10 protein-coding genes are annotated in these 17,661 nt (G+C 73.0%); 8 read left to right on the forward strand and 2 right to left on the reverse strand.

Annotated features, from left to right (window positions below; all coding sequences use genetic code 11):
- Positions 1-21: 21 nt before the first annotated feature.
- From ACYBSK_RS11885 to ACYBSK_RS11895, 3 genes are read left to right on the forward strand one after another with little or no spacing between them, the layout of a single operon-like run.
- On the forward strand, positions 22-1,548 hold the full coding sequence (locus tag ACYBSK_RS11885; RefSeq protein WP_457476873.1) for a hypothetical protein: 1,527 nt from the start codon (positions 22-24) through the stop codon (positions 1,546-1,548).
- Between the two features lie 52 nt (positions 1,549-1,600).
- Positions 1,601-2,494 (forward strand): hypothetical protein, encoded by an 894-nt coding sequence (locus tag ACYBSK_RS11890; RefSeq protein ID WP_460246011.1) that lies wholly within the window; start codon positions 1,601-1,603, stop codon positions 2,492-2,494.
- A 36-nt stretch (positions 2,495-2,530) separates the two neighbouring features.
- On the forward strand, positions 2,531-7,147 hold the full coding sequence (locus tag ACYBSK_RS11895; RefSeq protein ID WP_460246012.1) for a coiled-coil domain-containing protein: 4,617 nt from the start codon (positions 2,531-2,533) through the stop codon (positions 7,145-7,147).
- A gap of 23 nt (positions 7,148-7,170) precedes the next feature.
- Here the strand turns inward: ACYBSK_RS11895 and ACYBSK_RS11900 are convergent, their stop codons facing one another.
- Entirely contained in the window at positions 7,171-7,599 is a 429-nt protein-coding gene (locus ACYBSK_RS11900) for a hypothetical protein (RefSeq protein ID WP_457476876.1), read from the reverse strand.
- 456 nt (positions 7,600-8,055) lie between these two features.
- On the opposite strand from ACYBSK_RS11900, the gene ACYBSK_RS11905 reads away from it, so the two are divergent.
- Genes ACYBSK_RS11905 through ACYBSK_RS11925 form a run of 5 tightly spaced genes read left to right on the forward strand, consistent with a single transcriptional unit; the run spans position 8,056 to position 16,029 of the window.
- The gene (locus ACYBSK_RS11905; RefSeq protein WP_460246013.1) at positions 8,056-10,887 is read left to right on the forward strand and encodes a nitrate- and nitrite sensing domain-containing protein; all 2,832 of its coding nucleotides are present in this window, start codon (positions 8,056-8,058) and stop codon (positions 10,885-10,887) included.
- A complete protein-coding gene (locus ACYBSK_RS11910; protein WP_457476878.1) occupies positions 10,884-11,321 on the forward strand; it encodes a roadblock/LC7 domain-containing protein in 438 nt (145 codons plus the stop codon). Before ACYBSK_RS11905 ends, ACYBSK_RS11910 begins: the two co-directional genes overlap by 4 nt.
- Positions 11,322-11,330: 9 nt before the next feature.
- A complete protein-coding gene (locus tag ACYBSK_RS11915; protein ID WP_460246014.1) occupies positions 11,331-11,726 on the forward strand; it encodes a DUF742 domain-containing protein in 396 nt (131 codons plus the stop codon).
- A 54-nt stretch (positions 11,727-11,780) separates the two neighbouring features.
- Complete coding sequence (locus ACYBSK_RS11920) at positions 11,781-15,446, forward strand: hydantoinase B/oxoprolinase family protein (protein ID WP_460246015.1); 3,666 nt, start codon at positions 11,781-11,783, stop codon at positions 15,444-15,446.
- Complete coding sequence (locus ACYBSK_RS11925) at positions 15,427-16,029, forward strand: GTP-binding protein (RefSeq protein WP_460246016.1); 603 nt, start codon at positions 15,427-15,429, stop codon at positions 16,027-16,029. Before ACYBSK_RS11920 ends, ACYBSK_RS11925 begins: the two co-directional genes overlap by 20 nt.
- A 72-nt stretch (positions 16,030-16,101) precedes the next feature.
- Here the strand turns inward: ACYBSK_RS11925 and glpK are convergent, their stop codons facing one another.
- The gene (gene glpK / locus ACYBSK_RS11930) at positions 16,102-17,619 is read right to left on the reverse strand and encodes a glycerol kinase GlpK (RefSeq protein ID WP_460246017.1); all 1,518 of its coding nucleotides are present in this window, start codon (positions 17,617-17,619) and stop codon (positions 16,102-16,104) included.
- Between the last annotated feature and the right edge of the window lie 42 nt (positions 17,620-17,661).

The raw sequence follows: 17,661 nt of genomic DNA on the forward strand, positions 1-17,661 counted from the left end.
CCAGCGCATAACCTGTGCTCCGTGACTTCGCCTGCCAGCACGGAATCCGTTCCGCCCCAGCTCAGCGCGGGGCCGCGCCCCGCCCCGGGCCCGGCCGCCGACGAGGGGCTCGCGCGGCGGCTCCGCGCGCTCGCCTGCACCGCGCCGCTGCACGACCTGGACGTGCGCAAGGCCAACCTCGCGGGCGAGTACTCGACGTACGGGATGGCGGAGGTGGCGCTCTCCGCCATCGATCTCGTCACACTGAACATGGACTTCGACACGGGCGCCGACCACGAGCAGATAGTGGCCAGGCTCGTGCCCCGCATCGCCGCCCAGGCCCCGCGGCGGCCCGCCGCCGAGCACGAGCGGGTGGCGCGCTGGGTCCTGGAGAACCTGATCAACGTCGGCAGCGTGGACCGCGGCTTCCGCGCGGTGTACGGCACGTTCGGGCCGGACGGCACCTACGTGCGGCGCGACTACGACTTCAAGCTGATCGAGGAAGTCCCCGGCCACGGAGGCAGCGTCTACCTCCGCACGACCGACGAGGCCGTGAACGTACTGGTGGGCGCCCTCGACACCGACGTCACCAGCGCGCAGATCGCCGCCGAGGTCAAGCTGGAGGTGCTGATCAGCCGCGGCCGTCTCGCGGACGCGCAGCTCGCCGCCGAGCAGGCCAGGTACCGGACCGTGCAGTACTCGGAGACGCTGCGCAAGGCGCTCGACGCGACCCGGCGCAACGTCCGGGCCGTCGACTGGCTCCAGGCCGTCCCCGACATGATCGCCGAGGCGCTCGACCACGTGGCGGACCGCTACCGGCACGAGAACGCGATCCTGACGAACATCCGCAAGGCGCGCGACGAGTCGGAGGACCCGGAGCAGAAGCGCCGCGCCGCCGAGCTCGTCGACATCGTCAAGGACTGCATCCGCCGCCACACGCAGTTGCAGTCGCGCCTGTTGGAGGCCGGCCCGCTGTTCCGCGCCGAGCAGGACCGGCAGGCCTTCGCGACGCCCTCCGCGCGCGCGGGCCTCGACCTGTACGGGCAGCTCCTCGCGCCGCTGCTGCCGCTGCCGGTGGAGAGCGCCACCAAGGCGACCGACGCGTTCTTCGCGCGCGGCACCGGACTGCGCACCCCCGTGTCCGTACGCGTCGCCGACCTGGTCGACATACTGCTCACGCCGCCGATGGAGCGTGAGCACCTCGGCGCCGAGATGCCCGAGCCGGACCTCATCGCGACGCCGGACGACAGCCGGTTCAGCGAGGAACAGCTCGCGAGCGCCACGGAACTGCTCGACCTGCCCGCGGACGCGCCGCGCCGGCTGTCCGGCCTGCTCGCCGACGCCCGCAGGCGCGATCCCGAACTGCCGTACCTCGTCGCCCTCCTGGCGGTCCACGCCGCGAGCCCGCCGGTGGGCACCGCCTACCGCCAGGGCGAGGAGAAGCTGCTGTTCGCCGTGGACGACGGCACCGAACTCGACGACCCGGAGTTCGGCGGCGCCGACCTCATCGTGGGCACCGCCCTGCTCGACGCGGTCGGGATGGCCACGGACCGGACGGAGGCCGCGTGATGCCGACCCACGTCCCCGTAGAACACGCAGAACCCATGAAGGAGCACCACCCGTGACCGAGTACGCCGAAGAGCACGCCGAATGGGGCGAGCCCGACGCTTCGGGCTCGGCCAGGGCCCAGGCGCCCGTCACCCCGGCCGACGCCGCCGACGCCGCACGCCTGGTCTCCTTCGGTCTCCAGCCGAAGCTGCAGCCCTCACGCGACCAGGAGTACGGCGAACTGCTGCGCCGCTACCGGGAGGACCCGCCCTTCGCGCGGCTCGCCGACGCCGTCGCCACCGGGCTCGGCCTCGTCGTCCTGGAGGTGTCCCCGCGCGCGGGGATGGCCGTGACCGCCGCCGAGGACTCCGTGTTCGCCGTGCGCATGGGCGACTACGCGCGCAAGGCCGCCGCCGACTCCACCGACCGTTTCCTGCACGGCCTCGCCCACCTCGCGGTCGCCGCGCTCGCCTTCCCGCGCCCCGAGGACCTCGCCGACGACGGCTACATCGGCCGCGTGAGTGTCAACGGCGTGGACGCGTTCGTCCGGCAGGCCTGCCGGAAGCTGGAGGAGCGGGCCGAGGAGACCGGCGAGAACACCGACCCGGCGACCGAGGCCCCCGGCCTCGAAGCGGCCTGGCGGATCTGGGCGCGCCGCAGCTCCACGGGAGCCACCAAGGACACGCGCCGCCTCGCCAGTTCGACCACCGGCATCGTCGGCAAGGCCGTCGCCTTCCTCACCGACTCCGGCTTCCTCCAGAGAACCGGCGACGACTCCGGCGGCACCTACCGCACCACCGCCCGCTACCAGCTCCAGGTCCGCGACATGGCCGGCACGGCCGCGATGGCCGAACTGCTGGAGCTGGGCGTCGTTCCCGTCACCGACGGGTCCGCGAGCCTGGTGCCGCCGATGGACGAGGACGCGTCCGAGCTCGTCGCCGACGCGGGCCTGCCGTTCCACTCCTGACCTTCTGAACTTCCGTACCTACCACGAGAGTCCGCCATGTACGAGCTGTCCCGGATTCGCCTCTACTCCATCGGGCCCGCCGGTGCGCGCTACGCCGACACCGTGCTCGACCTGCGAGGTGTCGGCGAGCCCGTACCCGACCCCGCGCCCACCCAGGCGGAGTTCTTCGAGGACGAGCCCGTCGGCCCGCCGCGCCGCCCCGCGCCCGCCGGTGTGCTCTTCCTGGAGAACGGCGGCGGCAAGTCGGTCCTGCTCAAGCTGATCTTCTCGGTGATGCTGCCCGGCCACCGGAACACGCTGGGCGGTGCCAGCTCCGGTGTGCTGCGCAAGTTCCTCCTCGCCGACGACTGCGGGCACGTCGCCCTGGAGTGGCAGCACACGCTCACCGGCGAGTGCGTGATCGTCGGCAAGGTCAGCGAGTGGCGCGGGCGGCAGGTCTCCAACGACCCGCGCAAGTTCGCCGAGGCCTGGTACTCGTTCCGGCCCGGCCCCGGCATGAGCCTCGACTCGCTGCCGGTCGCCGAGTCCAGCGCCGTACGTCCTGCCGCCGAGGGCGCCTCGGGCGCGCAGGGACGGCGCCGCACCATGAAGGGCTTCCGCGACGCCCTGACGGAGGCGGGCAAGGCGTACCCGCACCTGGAGGTGCACTGGGAGGAGATCCACGACCGGTGGAACGAGCACCTCGGTGACCTGGGCCTCGACCCCGAACTCTTCCGCTACCAGCGGGAGATGAACGCGGACGAGGGCGAGGCCGCCGGCCTCTTCGCCGTGAAGAAGGACTCCGACTTCACCGACCTGCTGCTGCGCGCCGTCACCGACACACGCGACACGGACGGGCTCGCCGACCTGGTGAGCGGGTTCGGCAACAAGCTGGGGCGCCGCGACGAGCTGATCGCCGAGCGCGACTTCACCGCGGGCTCCGTGGACCTGCTCACCCGTATCGTCGAGGCCGCCGACACGCGGGCACGCGCGCGGGACATCCACGCCGCCGCCGAGCGCCGCACGCGCACGCTCGTCCGCCGCCTGTCCGCCCGCGCCGCTGTCGAGCGCGGCCGCGCCGGAGACCTCGCCCAGCAGGTCACCGGGGCCGCGCACACCGTCACCGAAGCCGAGTCGGCGCGTGAGCGCAGCTCGCTGATCGCCGCTGAACTCGCCTACCGGCACGCCTCCTTGGCGCTCGCCGGCGCCGAGAAGGCCGCCGCCGCGCAGAAGCGCGAACTGGCCGACGCCCGCAACCTGTACTCCGCCTGGCAGGCCGCCGAGGCCGTCCTGCGGCACCGGGCCGCGGCGGACCGCTCCGCGCGCGTGGCCGTCGCCATCCGCGAGGCCGAGCGCGACGCCGCCCCCGCGCTCGCGGCCCGCGCCAAGGCCGCGTCGGAACTCGTCCGGGCCCTGCACGGCGCCGCCGAGCAGGCCGAGAACCACGCCAACGAGGAGGAGGAGCGCTCCGCCGTCCTCCAGGAGGCGGGCGAGCGGGCGCACCACGACGCGACCGTCGCCGCCACCGAGGCGCAGCGCGCCCGCAGTGAACTCGGGCACCTGCGCCAGCGGTTGACCGAGGTCGAGCAGGAGACCACCGAGGCCGTCCGCGCCGGATGGATCGACGACAGCACCCCCGACGCCGACCCGGCCCGCGCCGCGCTGGCCGCCGCCGACGCGGAGAAGACCACCGTCGCCGCGTGGGACACCGCGCGCGAAGCCGCCCGCAGGGCCACCGAGCACGCGCGCGAGGCCGCTGCCACCGAGGCGCGCGCCGAGCTGACGGCGGCCCGCGCCGCCGACGCCGCGAACGCCGCGGAGCAGGCCCACCGCGCCGAGGACCGGGCGGCCGCCGCCCTCGCGGGTGAGGAGCGGCTCGCCGAACTGCTCGGTGTGGGCGGGCAGTCCGCCGGGACGACCGGGGGAGACGCGACCGCCGACGACGAGGCCTTCGACGCCTCCCTTGGCGCCCTCACCGCCGAGGACCTCGACCGCGCCGCCGACGACCTGAAGACGCTGCTCGACGACTCCGTGACCTCCGCGGAGCGCCAGCTGTTCGAACTCCGCACGGCCGCCGCGGACGACTCCCGGATCCTCGGAGCTCTCGGTGACGGCGGACTGCTCCCGCCGGGCCCGGACGTGCTGGCCACCGTCGAGTTCCTCGGCGAGCACGGCATCCCGGCCCTGCCCGGCTGGCGCTACCTCGCCCAGTCCGTCGACCCGGCCGACCACGCGCGCGTGCTCGCCGCCCGGCCCGAGCTGGTCGACGGCGTCGTCATCACCGACGACGCCGCCCACGGGCGCGCCCGGGAGGCCCTCGCCGGGGCCGCCTTGCTGCCGCGCTCCGCCGTCGCCGTCGGCACCGCCGCCGCGCTGCTCGCCCCGACCCCGGCCGAGAACGCGTCCGACGAGCACGTCTTCCTCGTCCCGCCCAACCCGGCCATGCACGACGAGCACGCCGCCGACGAGGAGCGGCAGGCGCTGCGCGAGCGCGCGGCCCGGCGCGACGAGGACATCCGGGCGCTCGCCGGACGCCTCGCCAAGGACCGTGAACTGGCCGCGCGCCTCACCTCCTGGCGCTCCGGCTGCCCCGCGGGCCGCCTGGCCGAGCTCGCCACGGCCGCCGAGGAAGCCCGGACGTTCGCCGAGGAGGCCGAGGCCGAGCTCGCCGAGGCCCGCACGGTGCGCGCCGAGGCCGACGAGTCCGCCGCGGAGGCGACCCGGGTGCGCGACGAGCGGCAGGAGGCGGCGCAGAAGGCCCGCCGCGCCGCCGACGCGCTGGCCGGCCTCGCGTTCCGACTGCGCGAGCGCGCCGGCTGGCAGGCCAAGGTCCGCGAACTGGCCGACGAGGCCGTCGAGTCGGAGGCCCGCGCCCAGACGTGCCTGGAGCACGCCCGCTCCGCCGACGAGGACCGCCGCGCCGCCCAGCGCTCCGCCGACGACGCCCGCCGCACCGCCCGCACGCTGCGCGCCGAGCGCGCCGAGATCGCCGGCGCCCCCGACGACGTACCGGAAGGGGAGGCCCCCAAGGCGTCCCTCCCGGCGCTGCGCGAGGCCTACCGCGCCGCCTCCCAGGTCTACGAGAAGGTGGGCGTCGGCGCCGACCTCAGGGCCGAGCAGGCGCGCGCCGAGTCCGACGAGTCCGCGGCGCTCGCCGAGCTGGACCGGCTCAGCAACAAGGTGCGCACCCGCGCCGCCGCCCTTCTGGAGACCTCCGAGGGCGCCGACGGGCCCTCCCGGCAGGCCGCGGCCGCCCGCGCCGAGGAACTCGTCCAGCTCCTGGAGACCCGCGCCTCCACCGCCAGCGAGCAGCTCGGCCGCCTGCGCGGCGAGGCCGAGCGGCACGCGCCCGAGGACGGCGACGCGCACACCGAGCTGCCCGAGGACCTCGTCCCGTCCGACACCGAGCACGCGGGCACCCTGCTGCGCACCGCCACCACCGAACTCGCGGCCCGCACCGAGGCGTTGAGCACCGCCCGCGCCGCCCACGCCGAGCTGCTGCAGTCGCACCGCGCCGCCGAGGACGGAGCCGGCGGCTTCGACGAGACCGCGGCGCTCCTGCGCGACCTGCTGCGCGACCACGCGGACCCGGCCGACGAACAGGACGAGCCCGAGCCCTACCCCGGCACCCTGGAGGAGGCCCGCCGGACGGCGGGCGAGACCCGGCGCTCGCTGCGCGGCTGCGCGGGCGACCTGTCCGCGGCCGAGGCCGCCGTCCGCGAGGCCAGCGACATCCTCGTACGACACGCCAACTCCACGCGCTACGAGCAGGTGCGCACGCCCGCGCGTCAGCAGATCCGGGAACTGCCCGCGTCCGCGCTGCCGGAGCACGCGCAGAAGTGGGCCGACGCGTTCGCGCCCCGGCTGCGCGTCCTCACCGACGAGTTGGCGCAGCTGGAGCGCAACCGCGACTCGATCGTGGACCGGCTGCGCGGCCTCGTGGAGTCCTCACTGGCCACCCTCCGCTCCGCCCAGCGGCTGTCCCGGCTGCCCGAAGGACTCGGCGAGTGGTCCGGGCAGGAGTTCCTGCGCATCCGCTTCGACGAGCCCGACCAGGCGACGCTGACCGAGCGGCTCGGCGAGGTCATCGACGAGGCGACCCGCGCGGCCGTGAAGAAGAACTCCGACCTGCGCCGCGACGGCATGTCCCTGCTGCTGCGCGGTGTCAGCGCCGCGCTCCAGCCCAAGGGCGTCGCCGTCGAGATCCTCAAGCCGGACGCGGTGCTGCGCGCCGAGCGCGTCCCGGTGGGGCAGATGGGCGACGTGTTCTCCGGCGGTCAGCTGCTCACCGCGGCCATCGCCCTGTACTGCACGATGGCCGCGCTGCGCTCCAACGACCGGGGCCGCGACAAGCACCGCCACGCGGGCACGCTGTTCCTCGACAACCCGATCGGCCGCGCCAACGCCACGTACCTGCTGGAACTCCAGCGCGCGGTGTCCGACGCGCTCGGCGTCCAACTCCTGTACACCACCGGCCTGTTCGACACGACGGCGCTCGCCGAGTTCCCCCTCGTGATCCGCATGCGCAACGACGCGGACCTCAGGGCGGGCCTGAAGTACATCAGCGTGGAGGAGCATCTGCGTCCGGGGCTGCCGCAGCAGGATCCCGAGGGCGAGACGGTGCACGGCGAGATCACGGCCACGCGGATGTACAAGCGGCCGGTCGACGCGTAACGCGCGGGGCGCGGCGGGGCGGCTCAGGAGTGGGTGAGCTGCCTGCCGCGTCCGCGTATGTTGACCGAGTCGGGCCGCGCGACGCCGCGGCGCGACCTGGCCGCGCGACGGGCCTGACGGCGCTCCTTGCGCAACTGCCGGGCGGTGCTGGCCGGGACGGAGACGACCCCGGCCCGCTGGTTCCACACCTGGCGCGTCACCCAGACGTCCAGGACGCCCCACGTCGCCACCACCGTGCTCCCCACGCTGCTCAGCACCATGGGAAACGCCAGCCAGGAGTCGGCCAGCGTGCACAGGACGGCGATCATGGCCTGGATCATGGTGAGCGCGACTATCAGGACGGCGCGCACCGCGGCCGTCCGCACCGGATCGGGCATCCGGCGCCGCCTCGCCGGCTCCTCGACCCACAGTCCGTTCTGCTCCGCCGTGCCCATTGCCACGTCACTCCCCACCGCTACCGAGGCCTTCCACGGCCCTCACGCCGGTGCCCCCGCACCGGCACATCACAGTGACTGCCCGAATTGCCGTGCTTTACGCCGTCAACCGGGATCTTCCCTTGCCTGCGCCACGCGGTACGTGATGCGCGTCCTGTGGTGAAGCCCTGTAGGGAAGACGTTCGACGGGCCGTGAGGATTCCCGTTCCGCCGAACTCAGCTGGTTCGAACGGGACACGCGCAGAGTTCCGGCCAACTCGTCGGACGGCAGGCCGGGAATGGCCGCGGGCAGGACCCATCCGGACTGGCGGGAATCTCCCGCCATGCCGGACAACTCGTGATGTCGGCACCGTAGTTCGTCCGGACATCATCCGGACAGGTCTTCGAGTTGCTCCTGTCTCAGTAGTAGGCTCGCGCCGTTTGTTGACGCACATGTGTGCCCCTGAAGGCTGAGGGGTCGATCTGGGGGAGGCCATGCGCTTTCGCGGGAAGTCCATCCGCCGGAAGATCGTGGCGTTGCTCCTGGTGCCGTTGCTGTCCCTGACGGCCATCTGGGCCTTCGCCACGGTGATCACGGGCCGCGCCGCCGTCCAGCTGATCACGGCGGGCCGAACGATCGACGCGGTCGCCTATCCGCTGGTCGCCACCAGCCGCACCCTCCAGGCGGAACGCCGCCAGACGCTCGTCTATCTCGCCGACCCCCGCGCCTCCGACGCCGAGTCGGCGCTGCGGGCCAAGCGGACCACGGCCGACGAGTCGATCACCCGCATCAAGGAGAAGGTGCGCGACGGCGACCTCCGCGACGACCTGGACGCCGACGCGCGAGGCTCCCTCGACGCCGCCGTCGAGGGACTGGAAGGCATCGAGTCGCTGCGCCGCAACGTCGACGAGGGCACCGTGACCCGCGCCCAGGCCCTCGACTTCTACAACCGCCTGATCGCACCGACGTACGCCTTCCTGCTCGACCTCTCGGCCCTCGACGACGCCAAGGTGGAACGCGAGGCACGCGCCCTCGTCGGCGTGCTCAAGGCACGCGAACTCCTCTCCCAGGAGGACGCCCTGGTCGGCTCGGGCCTCGTCGCCCGCCGGTTCACCCAGCAGGAACTGCGGCAGGTCTCCGACCTCGTCGCCCAGCGCTCCCTGCTCTACGAGAGCAACCTCGCACTGCTGCCCGACTCCGAACGCTCCCGCTACCAGCGGTACTGGAAGAGCCCCGACACCAACCCGCTGCGCACCGCGGAGGAAGCGGTCGTCACCGGCTCCCCGGGTACGCCGAAGGGCGTCACCGCGCGGAGCTGGGACCGGGCGAGCAAGCCGGTGCTGGACGAACTCGTCGACCGGGACACCGCCGCGACCGAGCGCTACCAGGACCGGGCCCGCCCCGCAGCCGTCGACGTGCTGCTGCGCGCCGGAGTCGCCGGAGTACTGGGCCTGCTGGCCCTGCTCTTCTCCCTGTACCTGTCCGTACGCATCGGCCGCGGACTCGTCCGCGACCTGCGCCGGCTCCGTCTGGAGGCGCATGAGGCCTCGGGGGTGCGGCTGCCCGGTGTGATGCGCCGCCTCGCCGCGGGCGACCACGTCGACGTGGAGACCGAGTCGCCGCGCCTCGTCTACGACCGGGACGAGATCGGGCAGGTCGGCCAGGCGCTCAACACCCTCCAGCGCTCCGCCGTCGAAGCCGCCGTCAAACAGGCCGAGTTGCGCCGCGGCGTCTCCGAGGTCTTCGTCAACCTCGCCCGGCGCAGCCAGGTCCTCCTGCACAAGCAGCTCACCCTCCTCGACTCCATGGAGCGCAGGACCGAGGACACCGACGAACTCGCCGACCTGTTCCGCCTCGACCACCTCACCACCCGGATGCGCCGCCACGCCGAGGGCCTGGTGATCCTCTCCGGCGCCGCTCCGTCCCGGCAGTGGCGCAGACCCGTCCAGCTCATGGACATCGTGCGGGCCGCCGTCGCCGAGGTGGAGGACTACGAGCGCATCGAGGTACGGCGGCTGCCGCGGATCGCCGTGACGGGCCCCGCCGTCGCGGACCTCACCCACCTCGTCGCCGAACTCCTGGAGAACGCCACGGTGTTCTCACCGCCGCACACCGCCGTCCAGGTGGTCGGCGAGCGCGTCGCGAACGGGTTCACGCTGGAGATCCACGACCGGGGCCTCGGCATGGCCCCCGACGCGCTCCTCGACGCCAACCTGCGGCTGGCCGAGACCCCGGAGTTCGAACTCTCCGACACCGACCGGCTCGGCCTGTTCGTCGTCAGCCGCCTCGCCCAGCGGCAGAACATCCGCGTCTCCCTCCAGCCCTCGCCCTACGGCGGCACCACCGCGGTCGTCTTCATTCCGGACTCCCTGCTCACGGACGCCCCCGACACCGAGGGCGCCGGCTTCCGTCTGGACCGGCCCCACGCGACCCGCCGCGCGGCCGCGCCGGGGACCGGTCCGAAGACGGGCGGCAGGGCCGGGCTGCCGGGGCTCCCGGCCTCCGTGCTCGACGGACCCGTCGAGCTGGAGGCCCCGCTGACGACCTCCGACATGACCGAGTTCCCCGGCGCGATCGGCGACGAGGACAGCGAACGCGGCGGCCTGTTCCGCCCCCGCCGTGCCCTCACCGGGCCGCCGGGGGAGCAGCACCAGCAGGCCGAGGACGACGGCGCCGGAGCCGACCGCCCGGACGCCTTCCGCCGCACGGGCGGCCCGCGCCGCCCCGGCGACGTCGACGGGTGGGAACGGGACGCGGGAGGCCGCGGCGGCCAGGAGCCGGACGACCACGTGGACGGTCCGCTGCCGCTGCCGCGTCGGCGCGTGCCCAAGCTCGTCAGCTCGCACGGCCGACCCGTCACCCACAGTCGGCCCGGCGAGAACGAACGCGGCGGCACGCCCGAACCGGGCGCGCGACACGACCGGGGCGACGGCGACCCACCGCGCGACACCCCCGCCGGTCTCCCCAGGCGCCGTACCCGCGCCACCGAGACCCCGGCCCCGCGCGAGACCCCGGAGCCCGCGGTCGAGGCCCGGCCGTCCGGCGCCGCGCCCGCCACCACACCCGGTGGCCTGCCCCGCCGCGTCCGACAGGCCAATCTGGCACCGCAGTTGAAGGACGGCCCGGACCTGCGCGGCGACACCGCGGCACCGGCCGACGACCAGACTCTCTCCGTACGGCCCGCCGACCGGGACGCCGACGAGGTGCGCAGCCGTATGGCATCGCTCCAGCGCGGCTGGCGGCGCGGCCGCGAGGAGAACGCCGCGGGCGATGAACGCGCCGACGGTACAGCACAAGGAACGAACTCTGAGGGGGACGGTCGATGACCGCGCCGAAGGCCAATGCGGGGACCACGAGTGGTGCGACCGGGGAGCTGAACTGGCTCCTGGACGACCTGGTCGAGCGGGTCGCCAGCATCCGCAAGGCGATGGTGCTCTCCGGTGACGGACTGCCGACGGGCGTCTCCGAGGGGCTCAGCCGTGAGGACAGCGAGCACCTCGCCGCCGTCGCCTCCGGATTCCACAGCCTCGCCAAGGGCGTGGGCCGGCACTTCGAGGCGGGCGGGGTCCGGCAGACGGTCGTCGAACTCGACGACGCCTTCCTCTTCGTCACCGCCGCGGGCGACGGCAGCTGCCTCGCGGTCCTGTCCGACGCGGACTCCGACGTCGGGCTCGTCGCCTACGAGATGACCCTGCTGGTCAAGCGGGTCGGAGCACATCTGGGGACGGCCCGGCGCACGGATCTGCCCGCCGGAGGGTAGTGGGTTGGCATGAGACCAGACGGTCACGAGACGCATCACTGGTTCGACGACGACGCGGGGCCCGTCGTGCGCCCGTACGCCATGACGCGCGGCCGCACGACCAGCGCGGGCCAGCACCGCCTCGATCTCATCGCGGTCGTCGTCGCCGAGCAGCGGGGAGGCGACGTCGTGGCGGACCAGACGCTGTCGCCGGAACACGTCGACATCGTCGAACTCTGCCAGGACTGCCCGCAGTCCGTGGCCGAACTCGCCGCGGAACTCGACCTTCCGATCGGGGTGGTCCGCGTCCTCATCGGCGATCTCGTCGACGACGACCTGGTCCATGTGACCCGGCCCGTCCCACCGGCGGAACTGCCCGACGCGAGTATTCTCCGCGACGTGATCGACGGCCTCAGAGCGCTCTGATCCGACAGCGGAGCCGGTGGGGCACGGGAACGGGGCGGACGGCGGGAGACACGCGTGGCAGGCTGGCAGTTCTGGATCGACCGAGGCGGCACCTTCACGGATGTCGTCGCCCGGCGGCCCGACGGCCGTCTGCTCACGCACAAGCTGCTCTCCGACAACCCGGCGCGCCACGAGGACCCGGCCGTCTCCGCGATCCGCGAACTCCTCGACGAGGAGGCCGGGCCGACGTCCCCGGCCGCGGTGGGTGCGCTCATCGACTCCGTGCGCATGGGCACCACCGTCGCCACCAACGCCCTCCTGGAGCGGCGCGGAGAGCCGACCGCGCTCGTGATCACACGCGGCTTCCGCGACGCCCTGCGGATCGCCTACCAGAACCGGCCCCGTATCTTCGCCCGCCGCATCGAACTGCCCGAACTGCTCCACGAGCGCATCATCGAAGTGGACGAACGCGTCGACGCCCAGGGCGAAGTGATCACCCCGCTCGACCTGGACTCCCTCGGGACGGCGCTGCGCGCGACCTACGCGGACGGCATCCGCGCCGTCGCCGTCGTCTGCCTGCACAGCCACCTCCACCCGGAGCACGAGCGCGCGATCGGTGCCCTCGCCGAGCGCATCGGATTCCCGCAGGTCTCGCTGTCCAGCGAGGTCAGCCCTCTCATGAAGGTGGTGCCGCGCGGCGACACCGCCGTGGTCGACGCCTACCTGTCGCCCGTACTGCGCCGCTACGTGCGCCAGATCGCCGACCAACTCCCCGACGTGCGACTGATGTTCATGCAGTCCAACGGAGGGCTCGCGGAGGCCGGGCAGTTCCGCGGCAAGGACGCCGTCCTGTCCGGGCCCGCGGGCGGCATCGTGGGCATGGCCCGGATGTCGGGCCGCGCGGGCTTCGACCGGGTCATCGGCTTCGACATGGGCGGCACCTCCACGGACGTCTCGCACTTCGCGGGCGAGTACGAGCGCGTCCTCACCATGCGGATCGCCGGGGTCCGGCTGCGCGCGCCCATGCTCGACATCCACACGGTCGCCGCGGGCGGCGGCTCCGTACTGCACTTCGACGGCAGCCGCTACCGCGTGGGCCCCGACTCCGCGGGCGCCGTCCCCGGCCCGGCCTGCTACCGGGGCGGCGGCCCCCTCACGGTCACCGATGCCAACGTCGCCCTCGGGCACGTCCAACCGGCCCACTTCCCGCGCGTGTTCGGCCCCGAGGGCGATCAGCCGCTCGACGACGGACTCGTCCGCGAACGCTTCGCCGCCCTCGCCGCCGGCATCCGCGAACGCACCGGCGACGAGCGCACCCCGGAGCAGGTCGCCGAGGGCTACCTCCAGGTCGCCGTCGCGAACATCGCCAACGCCGTGAAGCGCATCTCCGTACAGAAGGGCCACGACATCACCCGCTACGCCCTCACCACCTTCGGCGGTGCGGGCGGCCAGCACGCGTGCAAGGTCGCGGACGAACTCGGCATCCGTACGGTCCTCGTCCCGCCCATGGCAGGCGTCCTGTCGGCGCTCGGCATCGGGCTCGCCGACACGACGGCCATGCGGGAGCAGTCCATCGAGGCCGGGGTCGACGCCTCCTCGATGCCCCACATCCTGAAGACCGCCGACGACCTGGAGAGCGCGGCGCGCGAGGAACTGCTGGCCGAGAACGTCCCGGAGGAGCGCATCCGGACCGTACGCAGGGCCCAGCTCCGCTATGACGGCACGGACACCGCGCTCACCGTGGAACTCGCCGAACCCGGGGCCATGACCCGCGCCTTCGAAGAACGCCATCGCGCTCACTATTCCTTCACCCTGGACCGACCGCTCGTCGTCGAATCACTCTCCGTGGAAGCCACCGGACTGACCGATCCCCCCGATCTCTCGCACCTCGCACCCCGCGCCACCACCCCGGCCGCCCCCGCCGCCGTCCGCCTGCACACCGGCGGGACCTGGCGCGACGCACCCCTGCACCACCGGGCCGAACTCCCGCCCGGCGAACCGGTCCAGGGGCCGGCGGTCATCGCCGAGGACGGCGCGACGACCGTCGTCGACGACGGATGGCGGGCGGCCCTCGCGGACGACGGCCACCTGATCATGGAACGCTCGGCGATTACGGAGAGTTCCGATCTCGGCACGGAAATCGATCCGGTTCTGCTGGAGGTCTTCAACAACCTCTTCATGTCGATCGCGGAACAGATGGGCGCGCGGCTCGAATCGACCTCGCAGTCCGTCAACATCAAGGAACGCCTCGACTTCTCGTGCGCCCTCTTCGACCCCGACGGGGGCCTGGTCGCCAACGCCCCGCACATCCCCGTGCACTTGGGCTCCATGGGCACCAGCGTCAAGGAGGTCGTCCGCCGTCGCGGCACGCGCATGCGGCCCGGCGACACCTACGCCGTCAACGACCCGTACCACGGCGGCACCCACCTGCCCGACCTCACCGTGATCACCCCGGTCTTCGACACGGACGGTGACCGGATCCTGTTCTACGTCGCCTCGCGCGGCCACCACGCCGAGATCGGCGGCATCGCGCCCGGCTCCATGCCCGCCAACAGCCGCACCATCGACGAGGAAGGCGTGCTCTTCGACAACTGGCTGCTCGTGGAGGCCGGCCGCTTCCGCGAGGAGGAGACGCTGCGCCTGCTCACCGGGGCGACCCACCCCTCGCGCAACCCGCGCACGAACCTCGCCGACCTGCGCGCCCAGATCGCCGCGAACCAGAAGGGCGTCGACGAAGTCGCCCGCATGATCGAGAACTTCGGCCTGGACGTCGTGCTCGCCTACATGAAGCACGTACAGGACAACGCCGAGGAATCCGTACGGCGCGTCCTCGACACGCTGGAGGACGGCGAGTACGCCTACGAGACCGACTCCGGCGCGGTCATCCGCGTCCGCGTCGAGGTCGACCGCGCGCGGCGCGGCGCCACCATCGACTTCACCGGCACCTCCGCGCAGCTCCCCACGAACTTCAACGCCCCGTTCGCCGTCGTCAACGCCGCGGTCCTGTACGTCTTCAGGACGCTCGTGGACGACGACATTCCCCTCAACGACGGCTGCCTGCGCCCCCTGAACATCGTCGTCCCGCCCGGGTCCTTCCTCTCGCCGCGACCGCCCGCCGCGGTCGTCGCGGGCAACGTGGAGACGTCACAGGCCATCACCGGAGCCCTCTACGGAGCGCTGGGCGTGCAGGCCGAGGGTTCCGGCACGATGAACAACGTCACCTTCGGCAACGCGCGGCACCAGTACTACGAGACGGTGGCCTCCGGGTCCGGCGCGGGCGACGGCTTCCCCGGCGCGCCCGTCGTCCAGACTCACATGACCAACTCGCGCCTCACCGACCCCGAGGTCCTCGAATGGCGCCTGCCCGTCCTCCTCGAGGAGTTCACGGTGCGGCGCGGCAGCGGCGGAGACGGCCGCTGGCGGGGCGGGGACGGTGCTGTGCGGCGGATCCGCTTCCGCGAGCCGATGACCGTCTCCACGCTGTCCCAGCACCGCAGGGTGCCGCCCTACGGGATGGCGGGCGGCGCCCCCGGCGCCCTCGGCGCCAACTCCGTGGAGCGCGCGGACGGCACCGTCACCCGGCTCGACGGCAGCGACACGGCCGACGTGGCCCCCGGCGACGTGCTCGTCGTCGAGACGCCCGGAGGGGGCGGCTACGGGCCGCCCGAGGGACACAGCAGTACCCGAGACAGCGACAACAGCGAGGCAGGAGAGACAAGCCATGATCTTCGGGCGTTCTGAGCGCCGCAAGGCTCCCGTGGAGCCGATGACGCTCAAGATCCTGGTGGCGGGCGGCTTCGGTGTGGGCAAGACGACCCTGGTGGGCGCGGTCAGCGAGATCCGGCCGCTGCGCACGGAGGAAGTCCTGACCGAGGCGGGCCGCCCCGTCGACGACCTCCAGGGAGTCGAGCGCAAGAGCACCACCACGGTGGCGATGGACTTCGGGCGGATCACCCTCCGCGACGACCTCGTGCTCTACCTCTTCGGCACACCCGGCCAGAACCGTTTCTGGTTCCTGTGGGACGAGTTGGCGACCGGGGCGCTGGGGGCCGTCGTCCTCGCGGACACCCGGCGCCTGGAGGACTGCTTCGCCGCCGTCGACTACTTCGAGAGGCGCTCCATACCGTTCATCGTCGGCGTCAACTGCTTCGACGGCGCGGCCCGCCACCCGGTCGACGCGGTCCGTCAGGCGCTCGACCTGGACCCCGACGTGCCCGTGATCCTGTGCGACGCGCGCGACAAGGAGTCCGTGAAGGACGTCCTGGTCGGCGTCGTCGAACATGCCGCACGGGCCGCCGAGAGCCGGCAGCCCGCGGCCACCTGAGAACGTGCGGCGGCGGCCCGCACCCCCGCCGACCGGGACCCGGACCGCCGCCCACGCGCGCGTAGTCGAGTGCTACGCGCCGTCCTCGTGCCAGCCGAAGCTCTTCTCCACGGCCTTGCGCCAGTTGTGGTACTCGCGGTCCCGAACGCCCGCGTCCATGGCGGGAGTCCACTCCGCGTCGCGCTGCCAGTGCGCCTTCAGCTCGTCCAGGTCGTTCCAGACGCCCGTCGCGAGCCCGGCGGCGTACGCGGCGCCCAGGCACGTCGTCTCGGAGACCCTGGGCCGGATCACGGGCACCCCGAGGACGTCGGCCTGGTGCTGCATGAGCAGGTTGTTCTTGGTCATGCCGCCGTCGACCTTCAGGGTCGTGATCTGCACCCCGGAGTCCTGGTACATGGCATCCACGACCTCACGGGTCTGCCAGCTCGTCGCCTCCAGCACGGCGCGCGCCAGGTGCCCCTTGGTGACGTACCGGGTGAGACCGGTGACGACACCGCGCGCGTCGGAGCGCCAGTAGGGCGCGAACAGGCCGGAGAACGCGGGCACGATGTAGGCGCCGCCGTTGTCGTCCACGCTCGCCGCGAGGGTCTCGATCTCGTCGGCGGACTTGATGATGCCGAGCTGGTCGCGGAACCACTGCACCAGGGCGCCGGTGATCGCGATCGACCCTTCGAGGCAGTACACGGGCGCCTCGGAGCCGATCTTGTACCCCATGGTGGTCAGCAGGCCGTTCTTCGAGGGCACCGGCCGGTTGCCGGTGTTGAGCAGCAGGAAGCTGCCCGTCCCGTAGGTGTTCTTCGCGGTGCCGGTGTCGTAGCAGGCCTGCCCGAACACGGCCGCCTGCTGGTCGCCGAGCGCCGACGCCACCGGTACCCCGGCCAGCTGCCCTACGGCCGTCCCGTACACCTCGGCGGACGACCGGATCTCGGGCAGCAGCGACTGAGGGACGTTCATCGCCGACAGGATCGACGGGTCCCACTGGAGGGTCTCCAGGTTCATCAGCATGGTGCGCCCGGCGTTGGTGACGTCGGTGACGTGCACGCCGCCGTCGGTGCCGCCGGTGAGGTTCCAGATCAGCCACGAGTCGATGGTCCCGAAGGCGAGTTCGCCGCGCTCGGCACGGGCCCGCAGGCCCGGGACGTTGTCGAGCAGCCAGGCCGCCTTGGGCCCCGAGAAGTAGCTGGCCAGTGGCAGGCCCGTCGCCTCGCGGAAACGGTCCTGCCCGTCGGCGCCGCCCAACTCGTTGCACAGCGCCGACGTCCGCGTGTCCTGCCACACGATCGCGTTGTGCACGGGCTTGCCCGTGGCCCTGTCCCACAGGAGCGTCGTCTCGCGCTGGTTGGTGATGCCCAGGGCGCTGAGCTGGTCCGCGCGCAGCCCCGCCTTGGCGATCGCGCCCGCCACGACGGCCTGGACCTTGGACCAGATCTCGGTGGCGTCGTGCTCGACCCAGCCCGGCTTCGGGAAGATCTGGCGATGTTCACGCTGGTCGACGGCGACGATCTCGCCGTCCTGGTTGAAGATGATGCAGCGGCTCGAGGTGGTGCCCTGATCGATGGCGGCGACGTACTTCACGGAAGTGTCGGGCATGGCTACCCCTTCGTGAGAAGACGATCGGGAGTGCTTTGGCGC

Source organism: Streptomyces sp. BYX5S, assembly GCF_054724165.1.

Coding starts and splice junctions, on each gene's coding strand:
- ACYBSK_RS11895 (WP_460246012.1), top strand. CDS start 2,531: ATGTACGAGCTGTCCCGGATTCGCCTCTACTCCATCGGGCCCGCCGGT.
- ACYBSK_RS11905 (WP_460246013.1), top strand. CDS start 8,056: ATGCGCTTTCGCGGGAAGTCCATCCGCCGGAAGATCGTGGCGTTGCTC.
- ACYBSK_RS11910 (WP_457476878.1), top strand. CDS start 10,884: ATGACCGCGCCGAAGGCCAATGCGGGGACCACGAGTGGTGCGACCGGG.
- ACYBSK_RS11915 (WP_460246014.1), top strand. CDS start 11,331: ATGAGACCAGACGGTCACGAGACGCATCACTGGTTCGACGACGACGCG.
- ACYBSK_RS11925 (WP_460246016.1), top strand. CDS start 15,427: ATGATCTTCGGGCGTTCTGAGCGCCGCAAGGCTCCCGTGGAGCCGATG.
- glpK (WP_460246017.1), bottom strand. CDS start 17,619: ATGCCCGACACTTCCGTGAAGTACGTCGCCGCCATCGATCAGGGCACC.